Origin of the sequence: Vibrio nomapromontoriensis, from assembly GCF_050337205.1 — a bacterium.
Classification (GTDB): Bacteria; Pseudomonadota; Gammaproteobacteria; order Enterobacterales; family Vibrionaceae; genus Vibrio; species Vibrio nomapromontoriensis.
This window is the reverse complement of record NZ_JAKJSS010000009.1, coordinates 182,761-200,259: the sequence shown is the minus strand read 5'-3', so window position 1 is coordinate 200,259 and position 17,499 is coordinate 182,761. Positions and strand designations below refer to the sequence as shown.

Here is a 17,499-nt window from a genome sequence, read left to right as displayed (position 1 = left end):
GATCACAATGAACGATAAACTCTCCACATCCGCATTAGCGAAACACCGAGACATGGTTGCCAAAGATCTATTCACAACCTTAAAGCAAGCGGGCTACCTCTCTTGGCATGAGTCGAAGTGGCTACTTACTGACATTGGCTTTCGCTTTGGTGGAGAGTACAGAGAGAGTGAAAAATACGGTCGTTTTATTGTCTGGCCAACAAACCTCATTATTGATGACACTCTCATTTCAGACGCCCACTTAAGCGCGACTCAAATTGGCGAGTACTTTTCAATGCCAGCCAAAAAAATTAACTTGCTGCTAAGCGAATTAGGTTGGATTAAGCGAGAAGGGCAGCAATGGCTGGTAACACAAAGCGGATTAAGAGCGGGCGCATTTCAGCGTATCGACTCGGTGAAAGATGCCACATTTGTCCTTTGGCACCCTAGTCTGCTTCGCAATAAGCGGCTGAAGCAATCGGTGGGGGAATTCAAAGGCAGCGACGCAGATAATCAATCAACCGACCGTTCTTTTTCTCGGTTTAAACAAAAGTTCTCAGCCAAACACCGGACCTTAGATGGCCATTATGTCCAATCCAAAGGCGAACTCATCATTGATAATTGGCTTTATATGGGCAGCGTTCTACACGCCTATCAGCGCCAACTTCCGATCGACACCGATGTAATTAGCGACTTTTACCTACCACAGGGCAAAGTTTACATTCAGTTTTGGGGCACCGATAACGGCCCTGTCGATACTAAGACGATTGAAAAAACTCGCCAGCTCTATCACGACCATGAGTTTGATCTCATTGAAATTTTCCCTGAAGAGTTAGAGCAGCTCGATACAATACTACCGCTAAAGCTTAGACCGTTTGGGATCCGTGCTTACTAGTGTAATGGTGTCCATCCCAATACTACATTGCATCACTATTATTTAAAAAAAGCACAAGCAATCTTGCCGAGCATGCTCACCAGCGATCATATAAGGGGTGGTCACTTGCCACTTTGCATTCGCTGGCGGAATCTCGTATTTTCTATCAGACGATTGTCGTTTGGTGGAGCGCACCGTTTTAACACTAATATCTTGAGGTAAGGCTCGCAGAAATGCATCTTTGTAATCAGGTAAAGCCTGCAATGCAGATTGCCCCACCTTGGCTTGGCGATAACTATCGTATGGTCCAATTAAACAGCGTGAACCTTCCTTCTCCGGTTTAACCCACACTCGATCACCTAATCGCTGCTGTAGGAGCTTCCACTTGTCTACGCTAATAGAAGAGCGAAAGAAACCACACTGGACCCAATATGTCTGCGGCTTGGGTTGTATCTCTGCAACTCCCCAACTCCCCTTCCCAATTGGGCACTCAGCATTTAGCGTAGGAACAGCAGTAGATTGACCGGATTCGTCCGCATTTCTGACAACATAGCAATCCTTAGCGCCTGCGCTAACTGTATTGGTAATAAACAATAATAGAAGCAGTATCAATACTTTAGGTGACATATTCTCTCCTTATTCTTTAAGAGACTAGATGAGAAAAGAAGGTTGTCAAAAAATGAACAGCGTTTTCTTTAGATAAGAGTTAGCTCACAACGATTTTGTTGATTTCATTTTAAAATATCGTGTAGTTAATGTTAATGACTGATTTTATTTGCTTTTGAAGGATCAAAACATGATTAAGACGCGTCAACGGCCCTTTTGTTTTCTACTCTTTTTAGTTGCCACCACTCTTTTTTCTACCTCCGCCCTTGCTTCCACTATCACCTCCACTGAGCCCCTAAACCTAACCCAATCGACCGTCGGCTATGCCGCCCTGATTATTTTTGGGCTCGCTTATACCTTAGTGATGATGGAGGAATACCTGCAACTACGAAAATCCAAACCCGTCTTGCTCGCCGCAGGTCTTATATGGATCATCATCGGATTCGTTTACAAAGAGTTCGATCAAGTCGAAGTCGCGAAAGCGGCCTTAGAGCACAACCTGCTTGAATACGCAGAGCTGCTATTATTCCTATTGGTTGCCATGACTTACATATCGGCAATGGAAGAAAGGCGATTGTTCGATGCCCTTCAGTCTTGGATGGTGGGAAAAGGATTCAATTTTCGAACGTTGTTTTGGTTAACCGGCATCCTATCTTTTTTTATCTCCCCTATTGCCGATAACTTAACAACCGCTCTGTTGATGTGCGCCGTCGTCCTTAAAGTGGGCGGAAGTAATCTAAAGTTTGTCAACATTGCTTGTATTAACATTGTTATCGCCGCCAACGCTGGCGGAGCGTTTAGCCCATTTGGCGATATAACCACGTTAATGGTGTGGCAGGCAGGACATGTCTCATTTTCTGAGTTTATGCCACTCTTTCTACCTTCTGTCGTAAACTATCTTATCCCCGCAATTATTATGTCTTTCTTTGTCCCCAAGACACAACCCGATGCTGTTCACGAACATATCGAACTAAAACGTGGTTCACTAAGAATTGTTGGCCTGTTTATTCTCACCATCGCAACCGCTGTCGCATTCCATGCTGTACTGCATTTCCCACCAGTCATGGGAATGATGATGGGACTCGCCTATTTACAGTTTTTTGGTTTTTTCCTACGCCGAACTCTGCCCCGCTCTATTGCTAAAAAGAAAGCGATGGCCATTGCCAATAATGATGAAATGGCACTCAAGCGCTTAGGTTCAATTGTGCCTTTTGATGTATTTCGTCGAGTATCCCACGCCGAGTGGGATACCTTGCTATTTTTCTATGGCGTGGTGATGTGTGTTGGTGGATTGAGCTTACTCGGTTATCTAGGCGTGGTTTCTGAAATCATGTACACCCAATGGGATCCTATCTGGGCCAACGTCATGGTAGGTATACTTTCAGCCATTGTCGACAACATCCCTGTTATGTTTGCCGTACTGACAATGAGCCCAGAGCTTTCAATGGGCAACTGGTTGTTGGTCACCTTAACCGCTGGGGTTGGCGGCAGTTTACTCTCTATTGGTTCAGCGGCTGGGGTTGCCTTAATGGGCGCAGCTCATGGAAAATATACCTTCTTTGGTCATTTAAAATGGGCGCCAGTTATTGCACTTGGTTATGCGGCAAGTATCTTGCTCCACCTTAGTTTAAATGGCCATTTATTCTAACAGAACAGGGCGAGAACGATGAAAATCGTTCTCGCTTTTATTTATGAATCATCAGAATATTAATTTACACACTATTTTATAAACGCGAATATAATCACGTTCTGTATACCCTTCCTTAATATAACATTTCTTTCCTATAAACCTATAAACCTATAAACCTACCAATATAGAGTAGGTGTAACTCCCCCTTTGCGATCTGAAACGGCTATTAATAGCGTTAATTTTATTAGTCCTTTCAAATTTAAAAACTTATATATCAATATTGGATACAAGAATGAATATTAACATTTATATTTTCGCGTCAATAGCAGTGAGCGTACTTACCGCCTGTGGTGGTGGAGGAAGCAATGATGCAAGCACAAGTAACAGCCAAAGTTTTCCATCCTTAAACACAGTGCCAATCTACCAAGGTAATATGGATCAGGCCAAAAAAATCACACCGGAAAAACTGTCTGCTACGCTCAGTAATACATTACTTTTCAACAATTCATCATGGACACCTAATGTCACCACCTATGCTTCGCAACGTGCTATAGCCCCTTTAAATCAAGTAGACCAAGCACTTAACTGTGCCACTGGCACAGGTACAACTACGACGCATATTAACTCTCTCACTCAAACGGGTTATCACATTCAACACTATCAACAATGCGACCTTGATGGGAGCGGTGTTATCCTCGATGGCACATTACAAATCAATGTGTATGAATCCAATATACAGCTCATGCAACCAGTAACCATGAGCACCTCATACGCCAACTTTAAAATCACCCAACCTGATGGTCGTTATACTCAAATTGATGGCACCATCAAGGAGAACAATTTAGGTTCTTGTCAGCATACCAAAGAAAGTAATATCAGCGTTAATACGAATACCGACGAAGAATCCATATTGGTTGATGTTAAGAGTTCGGCATATTGTCCTGATTCAAGTAATATTTTCTTCACCAATTATATGAACCACTCTGGTAAGATCTTTTTGTCTGACACTGGATACATTGATATTTCTTCGAAAGATTTAAAGTATTTTCAACAAGACTCAAATTTACCAAACGTGTTAGGGACCCCACTCGTGCTCGCTGGAGGGACTTTACAATTTACGGCTATCGATAATATTATGCTGCTCACCGCGCAATATCATGAGACAGAGTCCAACGCTGATATGCCAGATCAATTTGAAATGACCAGTCATATTGTTATCAAAAATAATAGCGATAATACGCTCTCTTTTGACAAAATAATGCCATCTTGGATACTCAGCAATCCGAAATTGATTAACTTTAGTGATCAAGATGGTGACAAGCTGTGGGATGGCTACGAAGCATTTTTCGGTCTCAACCCTCTGATTGATGACAGTGCTGAGGATTTAGATAACGACCAGTTCTCAAACCTTAGTGAATTTCTCGGTTTTTCAGACCCTAGTAATGTTGACGATATACCGACCGCTCACGTGACGTTAACTTGGTGGGACTCCATGCAGGGTAAAGTTCAACTAGAAGGCGTCGTTTCACCCTATTATGCTGCCTCTCTTGAACCATTTTCGATCACGGTACAACTCGCAACGCCCGCTCGCTTGTGGCAATGGCACCCAATTGACGGCATTGACTGTACCCTCAACGATTTAGGAAACAACAACAGTACGATTCAATGCCAGAACCTGTCAGCCGAACCTTTGCTGTCTTACCTTGATCCCATTGATTCTGGCGAACAATTAACGTCGGTATTAGGGCGCCTTGCTTGGCAAGGCGATAATTCAGGTTTTAACCAACCTAGCTATCTTTCGGTACAAACTAGCGGGAATTCGTTGCTGGATTACCATGACACCTTGGTTCAGTAATCGTTAAAGTTTTGGCCTCGATATCAGCGAGGCCAACTTGGTTCATTGACGACTCTGGTTAAACATTTACTGCCAAATCTGATGCCCAGCCTTACTTTTGGCGAAATACCCAAATAGGCCCAATAAGCAAAAACTGAATATCATCAAAAAACGAGGGCTTTTTACCTTCAATATGGTGCCCTAAAAACTGCATAACCCATAATGCGATAAATAAGCCAACCGACAAAGAAAAAACCGGAGCACTGTACAAGGCCAAAAACGATATGACCGCTAAACATGCTAAGGTAAAAACCAACATCTGCACCAACACTTGCTTAGACAAACAGGCATAAAACATCATCACTGGCATCATCACTGGCCATATCCAGTTAATTTGTACCTCTCCTAAAGACAAGGCAGGCAAGGACCAAATAATCCCTACGATTGATAAATAGATCCCCGGCACCGCCACCTTATGGATTTTTCGATTCATTTTGTTCTGGTGACTTTCTCCGTAAGCATCCAACCATTGTTGTAACGATTTCATACTCTTCCTTGGGTCTTCGTTTTTATGGAATTATTACTCTAGAACATAATTTCTTACAGTGCCAATTCGGACCCTATTAGCTAAACTTACAGGTGGTAATTTAACCTGATAACAATGACCACTTATTATGGCCTCACAAAGTAAGCGACCTAAACAAACATTTACGAGGTTCATATGAAAAAAATCGCATTAACACTAGCAGTCACTGCTACATTATCTGCAGGCATTGTCGCCACCAGCCAAGCTTGTACCTCGGCAATATACAATCACGGAGACGCTAGTCTTTCAGTACGCACTATGGATTGGTTTGGGCATGACGATGCTGTTGTCGTAGGAACTGGCAGCGGCATTGAAGTTCGCTATGCCGATACTGATGAAGGCGTAACCAGCAAATCAAAATATGCCGCACTAAAAATTAAGTCTTTTGCGCCTCAAATTGTCGCTGAAGCAATGAACGAGCATGGCTTGGTTGCAAGAATTCTATATCTTGGACTTGATTACACACAGATGGCCCCAGAACGAGCTGGCGTTCCTGATGTTGCAGCGTCAAAGTTCCCAAGCTACGCCGTCGATAATTTTGCGTCCGTAGAGGAAGTGATTCTTGACCTGCCAAATATTGATGTTATTCAAGATGCCGTGTGTGATTTACCCACTCATGAAGGCGAATGTCTCCCTGCCCCGGTTCATTATCACTTAACCGATGCTAATGGTGACAGCGCTGTCATCGAGTTTGTCGCGGGGGAAACGAAAATTTATCATGGTGACGTGAATACAGCACCCAGTGCCCAATACCTTTCGAACGACCCTGAATTCTCATTTCATCGCAATTTAGACAAAGAACAAACCGAAGCAGGATCAACCATTCGCGCCTACGATCGTCGCCTTAGAGCAAAAGCGATATTAGACGATATGTACGCTCGAGATGTCTCAGATAACACACAAGCCTTAAATAGCATGAAGGCGGCAGGCGCCTCGGTTTTTGCTGGCTACAGTCAGCTTGACCCCTATGCTAACGATGTTTTTCCAACACTTTGGACTATCTACACGGATCAAAATGCTAAAGAGATCGTTCTTGACCGCTATGATACTTGGCAAATTGAACGCTATAACTTTGATATGTTCAATAATGAACAACCAAAAGAAGTCATTCTGGGTGCACACCCTAAAGCAAAATTAAAGAAATAGGTTTACAGTGTAAACTTTAACCTCTTACTTTCGCCTAGGATTATCATGCTATTAACGACTGAACGGCTACAATATTTGGTAATGATTGCAGAGCTCGGCTCCTTCTCTGCAGCCGCGCGAGAGCTGGGCGTTAGCGCTTCAGCTGTCAATCAAGCCGTCCAATCTATGGAGCTAGACCTAGGCGTTGTACTTTTTGAACGAGTTGCAGGGAAAAGCCCATCTTTGACGACCGCAGGTCGCTCCCTGTACTTCCAAGCACTCGATATTATTCCCCGACTAACTGCAATTGAACAAAAAGCGCGCTCACTACAGCGAGGTGAAGAAACTCAGCTGACCATCGCTACTCACAGTATGACGCTTTATCCTAGCTTTGTGGAAATCATCTCTCAAATGCTAGAGCGATTTCCTGATGTTGATTTAAAGCTCGTCGATGCTGAAACCGAAGGTTTAGCACCGGATTCAGAAACGCCTGGCGCAGATATCATGATCGCACCGGCTCAACTTCATCCAATAAGAGGCACCGATAACGCCGTTGTCGATGCTATCGAATGGTGCTTTTTAGTCTCGCCGAACCACCCTCTTGCTGCGCTAAAAGGAGAGGTGACACCACAAGATTTAGAACAATATACACAGATCCTCACCAATGAAGGGGAGATCGCCACTACCGAGTTGGTTGAATCATTACGATTCAGCCCTAAAATAATTCGCTACCAAAGCAGTTACCAGCTGCATGATCTGCTCATGCTTGGGGTCGGTTTTACGTTATACCCAGAACAGCTAGCTAAACCTTACCTAGACCTTGGTCTAGTTAAAAAACTGGATGTCGGGCGTTATGATAATGCGATGGTTTGGCCTGTCGAGATGTCTTGGCGAAGTGGACTAGGTCAAGCTGGACATTGGCTAATTGAAGCCATATTGGATCGAGACAACAAAGAATAGAGGTACGCATGTTAGAGCAAAACCACACACAATTAATGATCATCGATGTACAAGGCAAACTTGCTCAAATCATGCACGATAAGGACGCCCTCTTTAGTCATTTAAATACCATGACCAAAGCCGCTCTGCTTATGGATCTGCCAATTGTGTGGGTAGAGCAGATTCCGGATAAATTAGGAGGAACAATCAACGAGATAAGCCAAGAACTCCCCGACAGAAAGCCCATCGCCAAAACCAGCTTCAGCGCTTGGGGAAGTACCGCTGTTCGCCGTGCAATCGACCCAACGAAAAAACACATTCTACTTGTAGGCATTGAAGCACACATTTGTGTGTATCAAAGCGCAATGGATCTAATGTCTCAAGGGTTTAACGTCCACCTTGTCACGGATGCCATCTCCTCACGCACGCCAGAAAACAAAGCCCTCGCTATTCAGCGGTTAGCGCAAGCTGGCGCGATATTGACCTCCACCGAAATGGCACTTTTTGAACTTCAAAAGTCGGCAGAAGGTGAACAATTTAGAGCCTTACTCAAGCTCATCAAGTAAGTCATAATACAATTTTGATAGCCGTTCCACGCTTGGGGCAATGTCATCCATCGAAGCATTGCCAAATCCAAGCACAATCGCACTGTTACGCGGCTCTCGTGACAGCATGATCTTGTTTTGTGCGGGCTGATAAAAACGCATTGGCCGAACCACGATTCCTACCTGCTCCGCTTGGGTTGACAGTAACACCTCATCTACATTTGAACGCCATTCGACAGTAATATGCAGCCCAGCGCCTTGAGATATCACTACCCAATTCCTGCCGAAATATTGTTGAATCGATGCTTTCATTACCTGAAACTTAGCTTCATACACACGACGCATTTTACGAATATGCCGAACTAATCCGCCCTCAGTAATGAAATCAGCCAACGCAGCTTGAACGTGAGATGGCGTATCACCCGACAGTGCATCTTTAATTTCTAGGCATCTCGCCAGCAAATGTTTTGGTACCACCATGTAACCAATTCGCAACGCATTGAACATGACTTTGCTGGTCGAACCGATATAGATGACTTGGTCAGCCGCGTTTGCTTGAGCCGCCAACCCTTGCATACTTCGAAAAGGACGACTGTCAAATTGGAACTCACTGTCGTAATCATCTTCAATGATCCACCGTTTACCACGTTTCGCCCACTCTATGAGCTGCAGTCTCTGGTCGGTATTGAGTGAACACCCCATCGGATATTGATTACTCGGCGTCAAATAAACCCCAGTTGCCGAACGAGATACAACGGAGTCTACATCAAGCCCCGAACCACCAGACACTTTCACATAATCATGCTTAATATTGAACAATTCCAGCACTTTGACCACTTGTCTGTATCCAGGGCATTCAACTAAAAAAGGCGCGATAGCATTTGAAGATTGTGTCACCAGCAACGCAATGGCGATAGATTGCTGGGCACCCGAAGTGACAATGATTTGGTCGGCACAACACTCAACAGAGCGACTACTGGTTAAGTAAGTCGCTAGAGCTTCTCTTAGCACTAATAGCCCTTGTAAATCCTGATTCCCCAATAACGAAGACCGTCCGACATGACGCTGCAAATATCGGTTCCATTGCTTAACTGGAAACTGCGCAAGATCAGCGATACCCGGTGAAAACAAACGATTACTTGGTGAATTATTCGTCCCTTGAGGCGTTTGTGAGATAGGCGAGACCGTAGTCAAAAACTGATCCGGTGGCGTCACCGCAACAAAAAAGCCAGACTTAGCTTTCGATACCAAATAGCCTTCAGCCAGAAGCTGTTCATAAGTATGTATGACGGTATTCCGGCTCACTTTTAATTCCGAAGCCAACGCTCGCGTTGAAGGTAACCGTGCTCCCGCCAGCCATGAACCACACAAAATTCTTTCTCTAATCTGCTCAAATAGTGCTTGTTGAAGTGTATGCCCTTCATTCACTAAAACTAGGTTCGCCGTATCGATGTCAGCCATTTTGGATCCACAGTTATTTATCAATTGGCACTCTTAACAGTACCAGATATTCATTACTTTTACGGTATCACATTGATTAGGGAGCGAAATTAGATGTTGTCACAAACTAAACGTACTGAGATAAAAAAAGGCAGTCATAAAGCCGTGCTAGAGCAACAAGCACTGTACGATATCATTGATGAATCATTGATTGCCCATGTCGCCATCACGAATGAGCACGGCCCCGTGATCATTCCCATGTTAGCGTGGCGGCTGAACAACTATGTGTACATTCACGGCGCGAAAAATAGCCGGCTACTGCGAACATTAAAATCCGGCCAGGCGACCTGTTTGACCTTTACACTTTTTGACGGCTGGGTATTAGCTCGCTCTGCTTTTCACCATAGCGCTCACTACCGTAGCGTCATGGTTTTTGGCAACTTCACGGCAATTGAAAACAACAATGAGAAAGATAGAATCTTAAACCACTTCATTGAACATATTGCCCCTGGTCGAACACAAGAAGTGAGATTGAGTAGCGAAAAAGAACTCGCAGCCACGGATTTATTAGCGATTGAATTGAATGAAGCTTCAGTTAAAATCGGTCGCCACGGCGTAAACGATGATGCTTCAGATATGAATATCAAAGCATGGGCGGGCGTTTTACCGTATCGAACCGTAATTGGTCCACTTGAAGCGTGTGAAGCGTTAGATCCACAGATTGATGAGCCAGACTATAGTCATGCCTATCGTGGCCGCTGGCATAGCGATTAAATTCCAGTAGGTAGATGTGTCTGTTGACCATTTTAGCAATGAGTGGAGCGCCAGCTAAATCAGTCAACAGGCATAGGGCCGGTCTTTATTTCTGCTTGTTCGTTCGACGACTAAATCCAGCACTTTATTCGCTGATAACACGGAACAGCGCAATGGCAGTGGCACTCGCTAAAATAAGCAGGAATACAATCAATTCGAACCACCATTCTTTGTCATCCCAACCCAGCATCTCTATATCTGAATCATCGATTTCAAACATCAAATCTTCATACCCTTCATCCAACTTACACATATGCATCTCCTCGCGTTACGGTTCATTGAATGCTACCTCACCCTCTTTGTTCAAAATATCAAGTTGTTTTAAATTAACGTTCAGGTTATTTGAACGTTAACATTAGTGCCGCGATATCGTTCACATTGGAACCCCCAACAAAGTCACTTTTCGCCCTCATTCATGCCTCATAATGCGGTCCACTCCAAATTGTTACACTTGCTTGCAACCTAATTCGCTAACTATTGATACAACGCATGAGACAATGCCTCACGGAAGCGCTACCGTTTTCTCTTCATCGTTTACTAGGGGGTTGTGTGCCGAATAATAAGATAATGAGTAGTTTTGAATTAGCGAGAATCGTTGCGTTAATTGCCGTGATCTCTATCCATTGTCAGCTGTTTTTAACCCACAGCTTGGTGAATGATGAACCTTGGTTCAACTATCTCACTAACCAGGCTGCTCGTTTTGCTGTCCCTTTATTTTTTATCATTGCTGGTTATTTGATACAGCCAAAACTTAACAAGACCCCCTACCGAACGGTACGGGCCTACTGCAACCCGATTATGGTCATTTGGGCAATATGGAGCGTGACCTATCTGGTTACCCCTTTTAACCTTGCCACTGTCAGTGAGTTTGGCTATCTTGCTGAACGCCAGCAATATTGGGACTACCTGATGCAGAATCCGCTCAACTCCCTTTTTGAGGGTGGATTAGTGCACTTATGGTTTTTGCCTTCGTTATGTTTAGCTGTATTAATGATCGCATGGTTTGTTGATAACCATTGCCGAACCTTGCTTATTCCTTTTGCTGCCATCATTTACACCTACGGCCTCATCGCCGGCAGCTATCAGGTCATTACTCACGACGAAACCGCGATTTTCACGCGAAATGGTCCCTTTCTCAGCTTCTTAATGGTCGCTATAGGATTTGAAATTCGACGTCGTCACTGGACACTATCCACTTCAAAAGCGCTACTTTTGGCTATTTTCGGTATGATTTTGCATTATTCAGAAGCCTTTTATTTACACCAATTGGGACAGGTATTTAATAGTAATGATTTTTTAATTGGTACTGTATTTTGGGCGACAGGCATCTTCCTATGGCTACAAAGTAAGCCACAGCTTGGCAACTACCCCATCGTCCATAAACTCGCAAAGCTGGTGTTACCTATGTATGTCGTACACTTCAGCGTGATTATTGGACTCAATAATTTGGTGGGATTACACGGAATCGAGTTTATGGCCCGAGATACGTTTGTTCTTATTGGAACACTCATTATCACTCCACTCATTGCCGTTCTCCTTGAAAAGACGCCATTATCAATGACTTCATTTAGAAAGCTTAAAGCACCGTCTTCCAAGCAACTTGTGTAGACAATAAATAACTGATAAAAAGTGACCAAACTCCCTGTTCGGTCACTTTAATATGCTTCAGCCCACACCTCTAGAACACATCCTTAACTCAAGACGCTCGGTACGTAAATACGATACCCAAGCAGAGTTTAACCATCAATCAGTTGAGAAAGCGCTTAAGCTCGCCACACTCAGCCCAAACAGCAGCAACATGCAAATGTGGGCATTTCATCGTGTTATCAGTGAAGACAAACGACGCCAATTGGCTGACATCTGCATGGGACAAAATGCGGCGAAAACGGCAAATGAACTTATTGTGGTAACCGTCACGCCTAACATTTGGCAGCAACGTGCAAAGATGAACGCCGAAACAGTCCGCGCCGCTTTCGCTGGCCGCGAAGACAGCACAACCAAACGTGCGCTGAAATATTACGACTCGCTCATTCCCACGTTGTACAACAACGATAAAGTGGGTCTGCGAGGCGTTGCTCGTAAGCTGTTTAGTTTTTGGATAGGTCGCAACAAACCAATGGTAAGAGAGGTGAGTAAGGAAGATGTTCGTGTGTGCTTACACAAAAGTGCCGCACTGGCGGCCATGACATTTATGCTCTCTATGCGCGAGCAAGGCTATGACACTTGCCCAATGGAAGGCTTTGATTCACATCGTGCCAAACGATTACTTGGGATGGATCCGCGCCATGAAATCACTATGATCATCAGCTGCGGTGTACGTGCCGATGACGGTGTCTATGGTGAGCGCCACCGCGTTCCCATGTCTGAGGTTGTGTTTGAGCATTGATATCCAGTGCGCGAAAATAGTTTGCATCGTTTAACGAATAAAGGCGAGCCAAATGCTCGCCTTTATTCGTTGTGCAATGATAAGGTGTTTACCATTACATCCCTTCGAAACTAAACGCTAAGTCGTTATTTCTTACGCTTTAGGAACATACCCAGCGCTCGTATGTAATGCCCGTTCAATAATTTCACTAGAAAATCAATTTGCTCAAACTTCAACTTCCCACCACCTAGTAATACTAAAGAGCGCAACGGCATACCTTGAATCGCTTTTTCAACCATTAACAGTACCGCTTCACTAGGCTTATTTGGACCAAACGACCCTGCCATGTTTTCCACCACTTTTTGATTTACTTTACGACCCATCCAGGTACTTTGAATATCTTTGAGTGTCGAGTTTTCGGTAAATGGTGTCATGGTTTGTGGAGCCGGAATCGTTCTGCCTAGTAGCGCTTCAAACTGCTGATCTGTCATCACTGTTTGGCGTTTACTCGCATCAAGTGGCTTAACGATATAGTCACTAACCAATGTCACTAGAACACTATCTCGTATATCACGTGACGAGGCACCAATATGAATATGATATTCCCCAGCTTCGACTTCCCACTGTTTTGACGCCGAGCTAAAGAATGAGAACGCTCGTCGATCCAAAGTGAACTCTACGGTTTTGCTTTCTCCCGGTTGCAAGTCTACCTTCTCAAAGGCTTTCAACTCTTGTTTACTTCGTTCAATTTGGCTATTCAGTTTCTCAATATACAGCTGAAGCACTTCTTTACCAGCTACGGAGCCGCTATTCGTCACCTCAACCGAAAACACAATCTGCTCGTCTGTTTGGCTAACTACCGTGGCATTATGATAAGAAAAATCGGTATAGCTTAAGCCATGTCCAAACGGAAACAGTACGCTCACGCAATGGGAGTCAAAATGTCGGTAGCCAACATTCAACCCTTCTTTATAAACAACCTGCTTAGGAAGACCTGGGAAATTGGCGTTTGAAGCACAATCTTCTAATGTCAGAGGGAACGTTTCTGCCAGCTTACCACTAGGGCATACATCACCATACAGAATGTCACAAATTGCACCTCCACTTGCCTGTCCCCCTAAGTAACTTTCTAAAATTGCGGGTACTTTATCAATCCAAGGCATCGTCACGGGAGAACCATTACTCAACACTACGATGACATTCGGATTGACCTGATGAACCGCCTCAATCAATGCATTATGAGATTCAGGTAAATTCATATGAATACGATCAAAAGCCTCTGCTTCATAGCTATTTGGAAGGCCAACCATCACAATTGCTTTGTCGACACTTCGAGCTAACTCCACCGCTTCAGAAATCAAACCAGCATCTAGCTCACCGGACTCTCGATATCCTGCTGCAAAGCGCACCTCTGCACTGAGTTTTTCATTTAATGCGTCACACAAAGAATATACTTTCGTCGGCGTGACTTGTGAGCTGCCTGAACCTTGATAGCGTGGCGTTTTGGCAAACTGACCAATAACCGCCACCGTGTCTGAGCTCGATAGTGGCAAGGTCTTCGCGTCATTCTTCAATAACACCATGGACTCACCAGCGGCTTTACGAGCCATTTGGTGATGAGTGTCAATATCGAATTGTTCATGAGAAGTAATCGCTCGCTTAGACTTCACAATCAGCGCCAATATTCTTTCAACAACTCGATCTAGTGCCTTCTCATCCAGTGAACCATCTTTCACAGCCTCAACAATTCGAATATCATTGAGTCCTGCGCAGCCAGGCATTTCCAAATCCAAGCCCGCTTTTATTCCCTCGACACGATTGTTCATTGCGCCCCAATCGGTCACGACTAAACCTTCGAAGCCCCACTCCTCACGTAAAATGTCATTCAAGAGTCGGTTGTGCTCACTACAAAACTCCCCATTGACTTGGTTGTACGCACACATCACGGTCCATGGCTGGGCATTTTTAACCACATCTTCAAAGCCCGGAAGATAAATTTCACGCAACGTCCGCTCATCAACTAGCGTATCAATGACCATTCGATTGGTTTCTTGATTGTTAACAGCATAGTGCTTCACACTCGTGCCAACGTTGTGCTTTTGAACCCCATTAACAAATGAAGTAGCCAGTCGACCTGTCAAGTAAGGGTCTTCAGAAAAATACTCAAAGTTACGTCCGCACAATGGGTGGCGTTTAATGTTCATACCTGGACCAAGTAAAGTACTCACATCTTCCTTTAATGCTTCTGTCGCCAAGTATTCTCCGACAGTCGCAATAAGATCAACGTCCCAAGAACTTGCCAACGTCACTGCTGTTGGAAAACAGGTACTTTTTACACTAGCACTCAAGCCTAGGTGATCCGTATTTCCTTGTTGCTTACGAAGACCGTGAGGGCCATCCGTAACCATGACTGATGGAATACCTAAACGCTCTATATCTTGTAAATGCCAAAAGTCTTTGCCTGAACACAGACTGGCTTTCTCTTCTAGAGTGAGTTGAGTAAGCAACTCGTTCACTTCTTTTTGAATTGATTGTCTATTTTTCATTTCTTACTTCCAATTCTTTTGATATTTCAGCCAATTTTTCGTCGGTTAGTGAATAGAATTTGATAGGAATAAGCATTAATACGCAGCTGATCGCTGGCAGAACTGTCATCGCCAAAAAGATTCCATCCATGGCTTCTTGCGTTTGGCTAGTGCCAGCAACGTAGTGAGTCATAGACAAAATAAGACCAACGGCAAACGCACCTAGAGCAGTGATGACTTTGTTTGCAAATGTCATGCAACTAAATGCCACCCCTTCAGAACGAATGCCCGTTTTCCATTCGGCATAATCAACAGAATCACCCACCATAATGGGCTGAAGGACAAGGAAAGGAGAGTTCAATGTTGCAAGCACGAATGTCATGACATAAACCGTAATCAGGTCATCATAACCGAGATAGAAATACAGGCTGAGCAGAGCGACACGTAAAATAGAGGTCGCAATGATGACGCCTTTCTTTTGAATACGCTTGATCATCATAGGAGTAAAAGCCATACCTATAATCATGCCAAGCATCGAGATTAAACTAATAATCCCCATCTGTTTTGCATCACCTAAGTTGTAAGTCGCGAAATAGATCACTGCGGAAACAGGGGCTGCGGTTAGCGATGAGCAAAGCATGGTCAAAAATACTAACTGCAATGGGCGATTGGATCTAAATACGTTTACCGTATCAGATAGGCGAATCTTTGGGCGTTTAACGACTAAGCGCTCTTTTACTCCAAAGAATGCTAACGTTATCAGCGGCACACTGAGTACAGCGAATATAGCAACTGAATAGAAGTAACCTTGACTGGGATCCTCGGGAGAAAACTTTTCAGCCAATACAGGAATAAGAATGGTCGGAACAAGTATTCCCATGGTCGAAAAAGAACGAGCAATACTCACCATCTTGGTACGCGCCGATGAGCTTCTTGTCATCACGGTAGACAACGCCCAAATAGGAATATCGGTCAGTGTATATAGCATGCCCCACAAGATATAAATGACATAGGCATAGATCAAAGTACCGGTATAAGAAAAGCCCGGGTTGTAAAAGCAAAGCGTCGTGACAATAGCGAGCGGGACTGGCACAAAAAGTAACCAAGGACGAAATTTTCCCCATCGCGTATTCGTTCGATCTGCAAGAATGCCCATAAGAGGATCATTAAATCCATCCCATAACCTCGCGACGAGAACTAATGTACCGACAGCCGCTGGCAATAAACCTAGAATATCCGTAAACGCATACATTAAAAAACTAAGTTGAATACCAAATATTATATTTTGCCCACCCAGTGCGGCAGTAAATGAGAAACTTTGCTTTCTTGGAATAACATCTAGATCTTCTTTATGATCCGAAATTGTCGCTGTTTGACTGGTCATAATAATTTCCTGTTATTTATTATTTTTCAAACCATGAAGTACAAATTCAATCGCTGTTTTCATCACTTCATTGTGCGATTCTGGTGAGACTTCTACTAATGTATCCCCACGTAAAATCAATCGATGCTTTAAACTTCGGATAGTATTAATAATGGTGACACTCGCTAAATGAGAATCAACTTTACTTTGAATTGATCCATCTACAATTCCCTCATTAATATAAGACTTAATAAGTAATCCTGTTGCGTTCTTTTCTGTTTGTGCTTTTAGTTTATCAATATCTTCACTATCTAATCTCTGGCTCGTAAAGTAACCATCAAACTCAGCCAGAAACCGTTCTACTTTGTCAAACCGATCTTCAGCCCAAAAAAACAAGCTAAACTCTTCCAGTTTCTTTAGTCCCGTTGGGCTGCCGGAAATTCTGTCTGACAACGTGTTCAAGTTTTCCATCGACATTTCCGATGAAATCACGGTTTCTAAAATAGCCAATCCTAATGAGAACTTGTCCTTATAGTAGCGATACAAACTCGTACGGCTGATTCCCACGGTTTTAGCAATGTCCGTCATTTGTGTGTCATAGAATCCATTTTGAGTAAACAATTCTTGAGAAATCGCTAAAATTCTATGTCTGGTCTCTTCTACTGTGTATGTCATATTTTTGTCTCAGCAATCAAACTAGCGACAGTGTTACACGTGTACCATCATTTTGAATAGCGGCATTCACAATTAATGTGATCCAAGCATAATTACCATACCAAATTGAGATCCAGAGCATGAAAAATCACCATTCATTAACATCAACTCGACTCATATGGCACACGAGATCAATGTATAAGTATTTGATTTAATTGAAT

General features: G+C 43.7%; 16 protein-coding genes. 9 read left to right on the top strand and 7 right to left on the bottom strand.

Going from position 1 to position 17,499, the window contains the following annotated elements:
• Positions 1–7: 7 nt before the first annotated feature.
• The gene (locus tag L4D05_RS11920) at positions 8–874 is read left to right on the top strand and encodes a glycerol kinase (RefSeq protein WP_265676003.1); all 867 of its coding nucleotides are present in this window, start codon (positions 8–10) and stop codon (positions 872–874) included.
• A gap of 42 nt (positions 875–916) precedes the next feature.
• Here L4D05_RS11920 and L4D05_RS11915 read toward each other — a convergent pair whose 3' ends face one another.
• Entirely contained in the window at positions 917–1,480 is a 564-nt protein-coding gene (locus tag L4D05_RS11915; RefSeq protein ID WP_428794124.1) for an SPOR domain-containing protein, read from the bottom strand.
• 169 nt (positions 1,481–1,649) lie between these two features.
• On the opposite strand from L4D05_RS11915, the gene nhaD reads away from it, so the two are divergent.
• Both nhaD and L4D05_RS11905 read left to right on the top strand, forming a co-directional pair.
• On the top strand, positions 1,650–3,107 hold the full coding sequence (gene nhaD / locus L4D05_RS11910) for a sodium:proton antiporter NhaD (RefSeq protein WP_428794123.1): 1,458 nt from the start codon (positions 1,650–1,652) through the stop codon (positions 3,105–3,107).
• 274 nt (positions 3,108–3,381) lie between these two features.
• Positions 3,382–4,944 (top strand): hypothetical protein, encoded by a 1,563-nt coding sequence (locus tag L4D05_RS11905; RefSeq protein ID WP_428794122.1) that lies wholly within the window; start codon positions 3,382–3,384, stop codon positions 4,942–4,944.
• A gap of 91 nt (positions 4,945–5,035) precedes the next feature.
• On the opposite strand, the gene L4D05_RS11900 is transcribed toward L4D05_RS11905, so the two are convergent.
• Positions 5,036–5,470: an Mpo1 family 2-hydroxy fatty acid dioxygenase gene (locus L4D05_RS11900; RefSeq protein WP_428794121.1), complete on the bottom strand. Its 435-nt coding sequence runs from the start codon at positions 5,468–5,470 to the stop codon at positions 5,036–5,038.
• Between the two features lie 174 nt (positions 5,471–5,644).
• On the opposite strand from L4D05_RS11900, the gene L4D05_RS11895 reads away from it, so the two are divergent.
• The 3 genes from L4D05_RS11895 to L4D05_RS11885 are packed head-to-tail and all read left to right on the top strand — an operon-like array spanning position 5,645 to position 8,139.
• Positions 5,645–6,655 carry a linear amide C-N hydrolase gene (locus L4D05_RS11895; RefSeq protein WP_428794120.1) on the top strand — a complete coding sequence of 337 codons (1,011 nt, stop codon included), beginning with the start codon at positions 5,645–5,647 and terminating at the stop codon, positions 6,653–6,655.
• A gap of 45 nt (positions 6,656–6,700) precedes the next feature.
• Positions 6,701–7,594, top strand: a complete 894-nt coding sequence (locus tag L4D05_RS11890; protein ID WP_428794119.1) for a LysR family transcriptional regulator — start codon at positions 6,701–6,703, stop codon at positions 7,592–7,594.
• Positions 7,595–7,602: 8 nt separating this feature from the next.
• Positions 7,603–8,139: a hydrolase gene (locus tag L4D05_RS11885; RefSeq protein WP_428794118.1), complete on the top strand. Its 537-nt coding sequence runs from the start codon at positions 7,603–7,605 to the stop codon at positions 8,137–8,139.
• Here the strand turns inward: L4D05_RS11885 and pdxR are convergent.
• Complete coding sequence (pdxR, locus tag L4D05_RS11880) at positions 8,119–9,579, bottom strand: MocR-like pyridoxine biosynthesis transcription factor PdxR (RefSeq protein WP_428794117.1); 1,461 nt, start codon at positions 9,577–9,579, stop codon at positions 8,119–8,121. The genes L4D05_RS11885 and pdxR overlap by 21 nt on opposite strands.
• A 93-nt stretch (positions 9,580–9,672) precedes the next feature.
• Here pdxR and L4D05_RS11875 point away from each other — a divergent pair, with 93 nt between their 5' ends.
• Positions 9,673–10,332, top strand: coding sequence for a pyridoxamine 5'-phosphate oxidase family protein (locus L4D05_RS11875; protein WP_428794116.1), 660 nt, complete (start codon positions 9,673–9,675; stop codon positions 10,330–10,332).
• Between the two features lie 124 nt (positions 10,333–10,456).
• Here the strand turns inward: L4D05_RS11875 and L4D05_RS11870 are convergent, their stop codons facing one another.
• On the bottom strand, positions 10,457–10,624 hold the full coding sequence (locus L4D05_RS11870; protein ID WP_428794115.1) for a hypothetical protein: 168 nt from the start codon (positions 10,622–10,624) through the stop codon (positions 10,457–10,459).
• A gap of 296 nt (positions 10,625–10,920) precedes the next feature.
• On the opposite strand from L4D05_RS11870, the gene L4D05_RS11865 reads away from it, so the two are divergent.
• Positions 10,921–11,979, top strand: coding sequence for an acyltransferase (locus L4D05_RS11865; protein WP_428794114.1), 1,059 nt, complete (start codon positions 10,921–10,923; stop codon positions 11,977–11,979).
• Positions 11,980–12,031: 52 nt separating this feature from the next.
• Positions 12,032–12,757, top strand: coding sequence for a nitroreductase family protein (locus L4D05_RS11860; protein WP_428794113.1), 726 nt, complete (start codon positions 12,032–12,034; stop codon positions 12,755–12,757).
• 125 nt (positions 12,758–12,882) lie between these two features.
• Here the strand turns inward: L4D05_RS11860 and L4D05_RS11855 are convergent, their stop codons facing one another.
• The 3 genes from L4D05_RS11855 to L4D05_RS11845 are packed head-to-tail and all read right to left on the bottom strand — an operon-like array spanning position 12,883 to position 17,299.
• Positions 12,883–15,282, bottom strand: a complete 2,400-nt coding sequence (locus L4D05_RS11855; protein WP_428794112.1) for a glycoside hydrolase family 3 C-terminal domain-containing protein — start codon at positions 15,280–15,282, stop codon at positions 12,883–12,885.
• Positions 15,272–16,645: an MFS transporter gene (locus L4D05_RS11850; RefSeq protein ID WP_265676017.1), complete on the bottom strand. Its 1,374-nt coding sequence runs from the start codon at positions 16,643–16,645 to the stop codon at positions 15,272–15,274. The genes L4D05_RS11855 and L4D05_RS11850 overlap by 11 nt, the downstream gene beginning before the upstream one ends.
• 12 nt (positions 16,646–16,657) lie before the next feature.
• On the bottom strand, positions 16,658–17,299 hold the full coding sequence (locus L4D05_RS11845; RefSeq protein WP_428794111.1) for a TetR/AcrR family transcriptional regulator: 642 nt from the start codon (positions 17,297–17,299) through the stop codon (positions 16,658–16,660).
• Positions 17,300–17,499 lie beyond the last annotated feature (200 nt).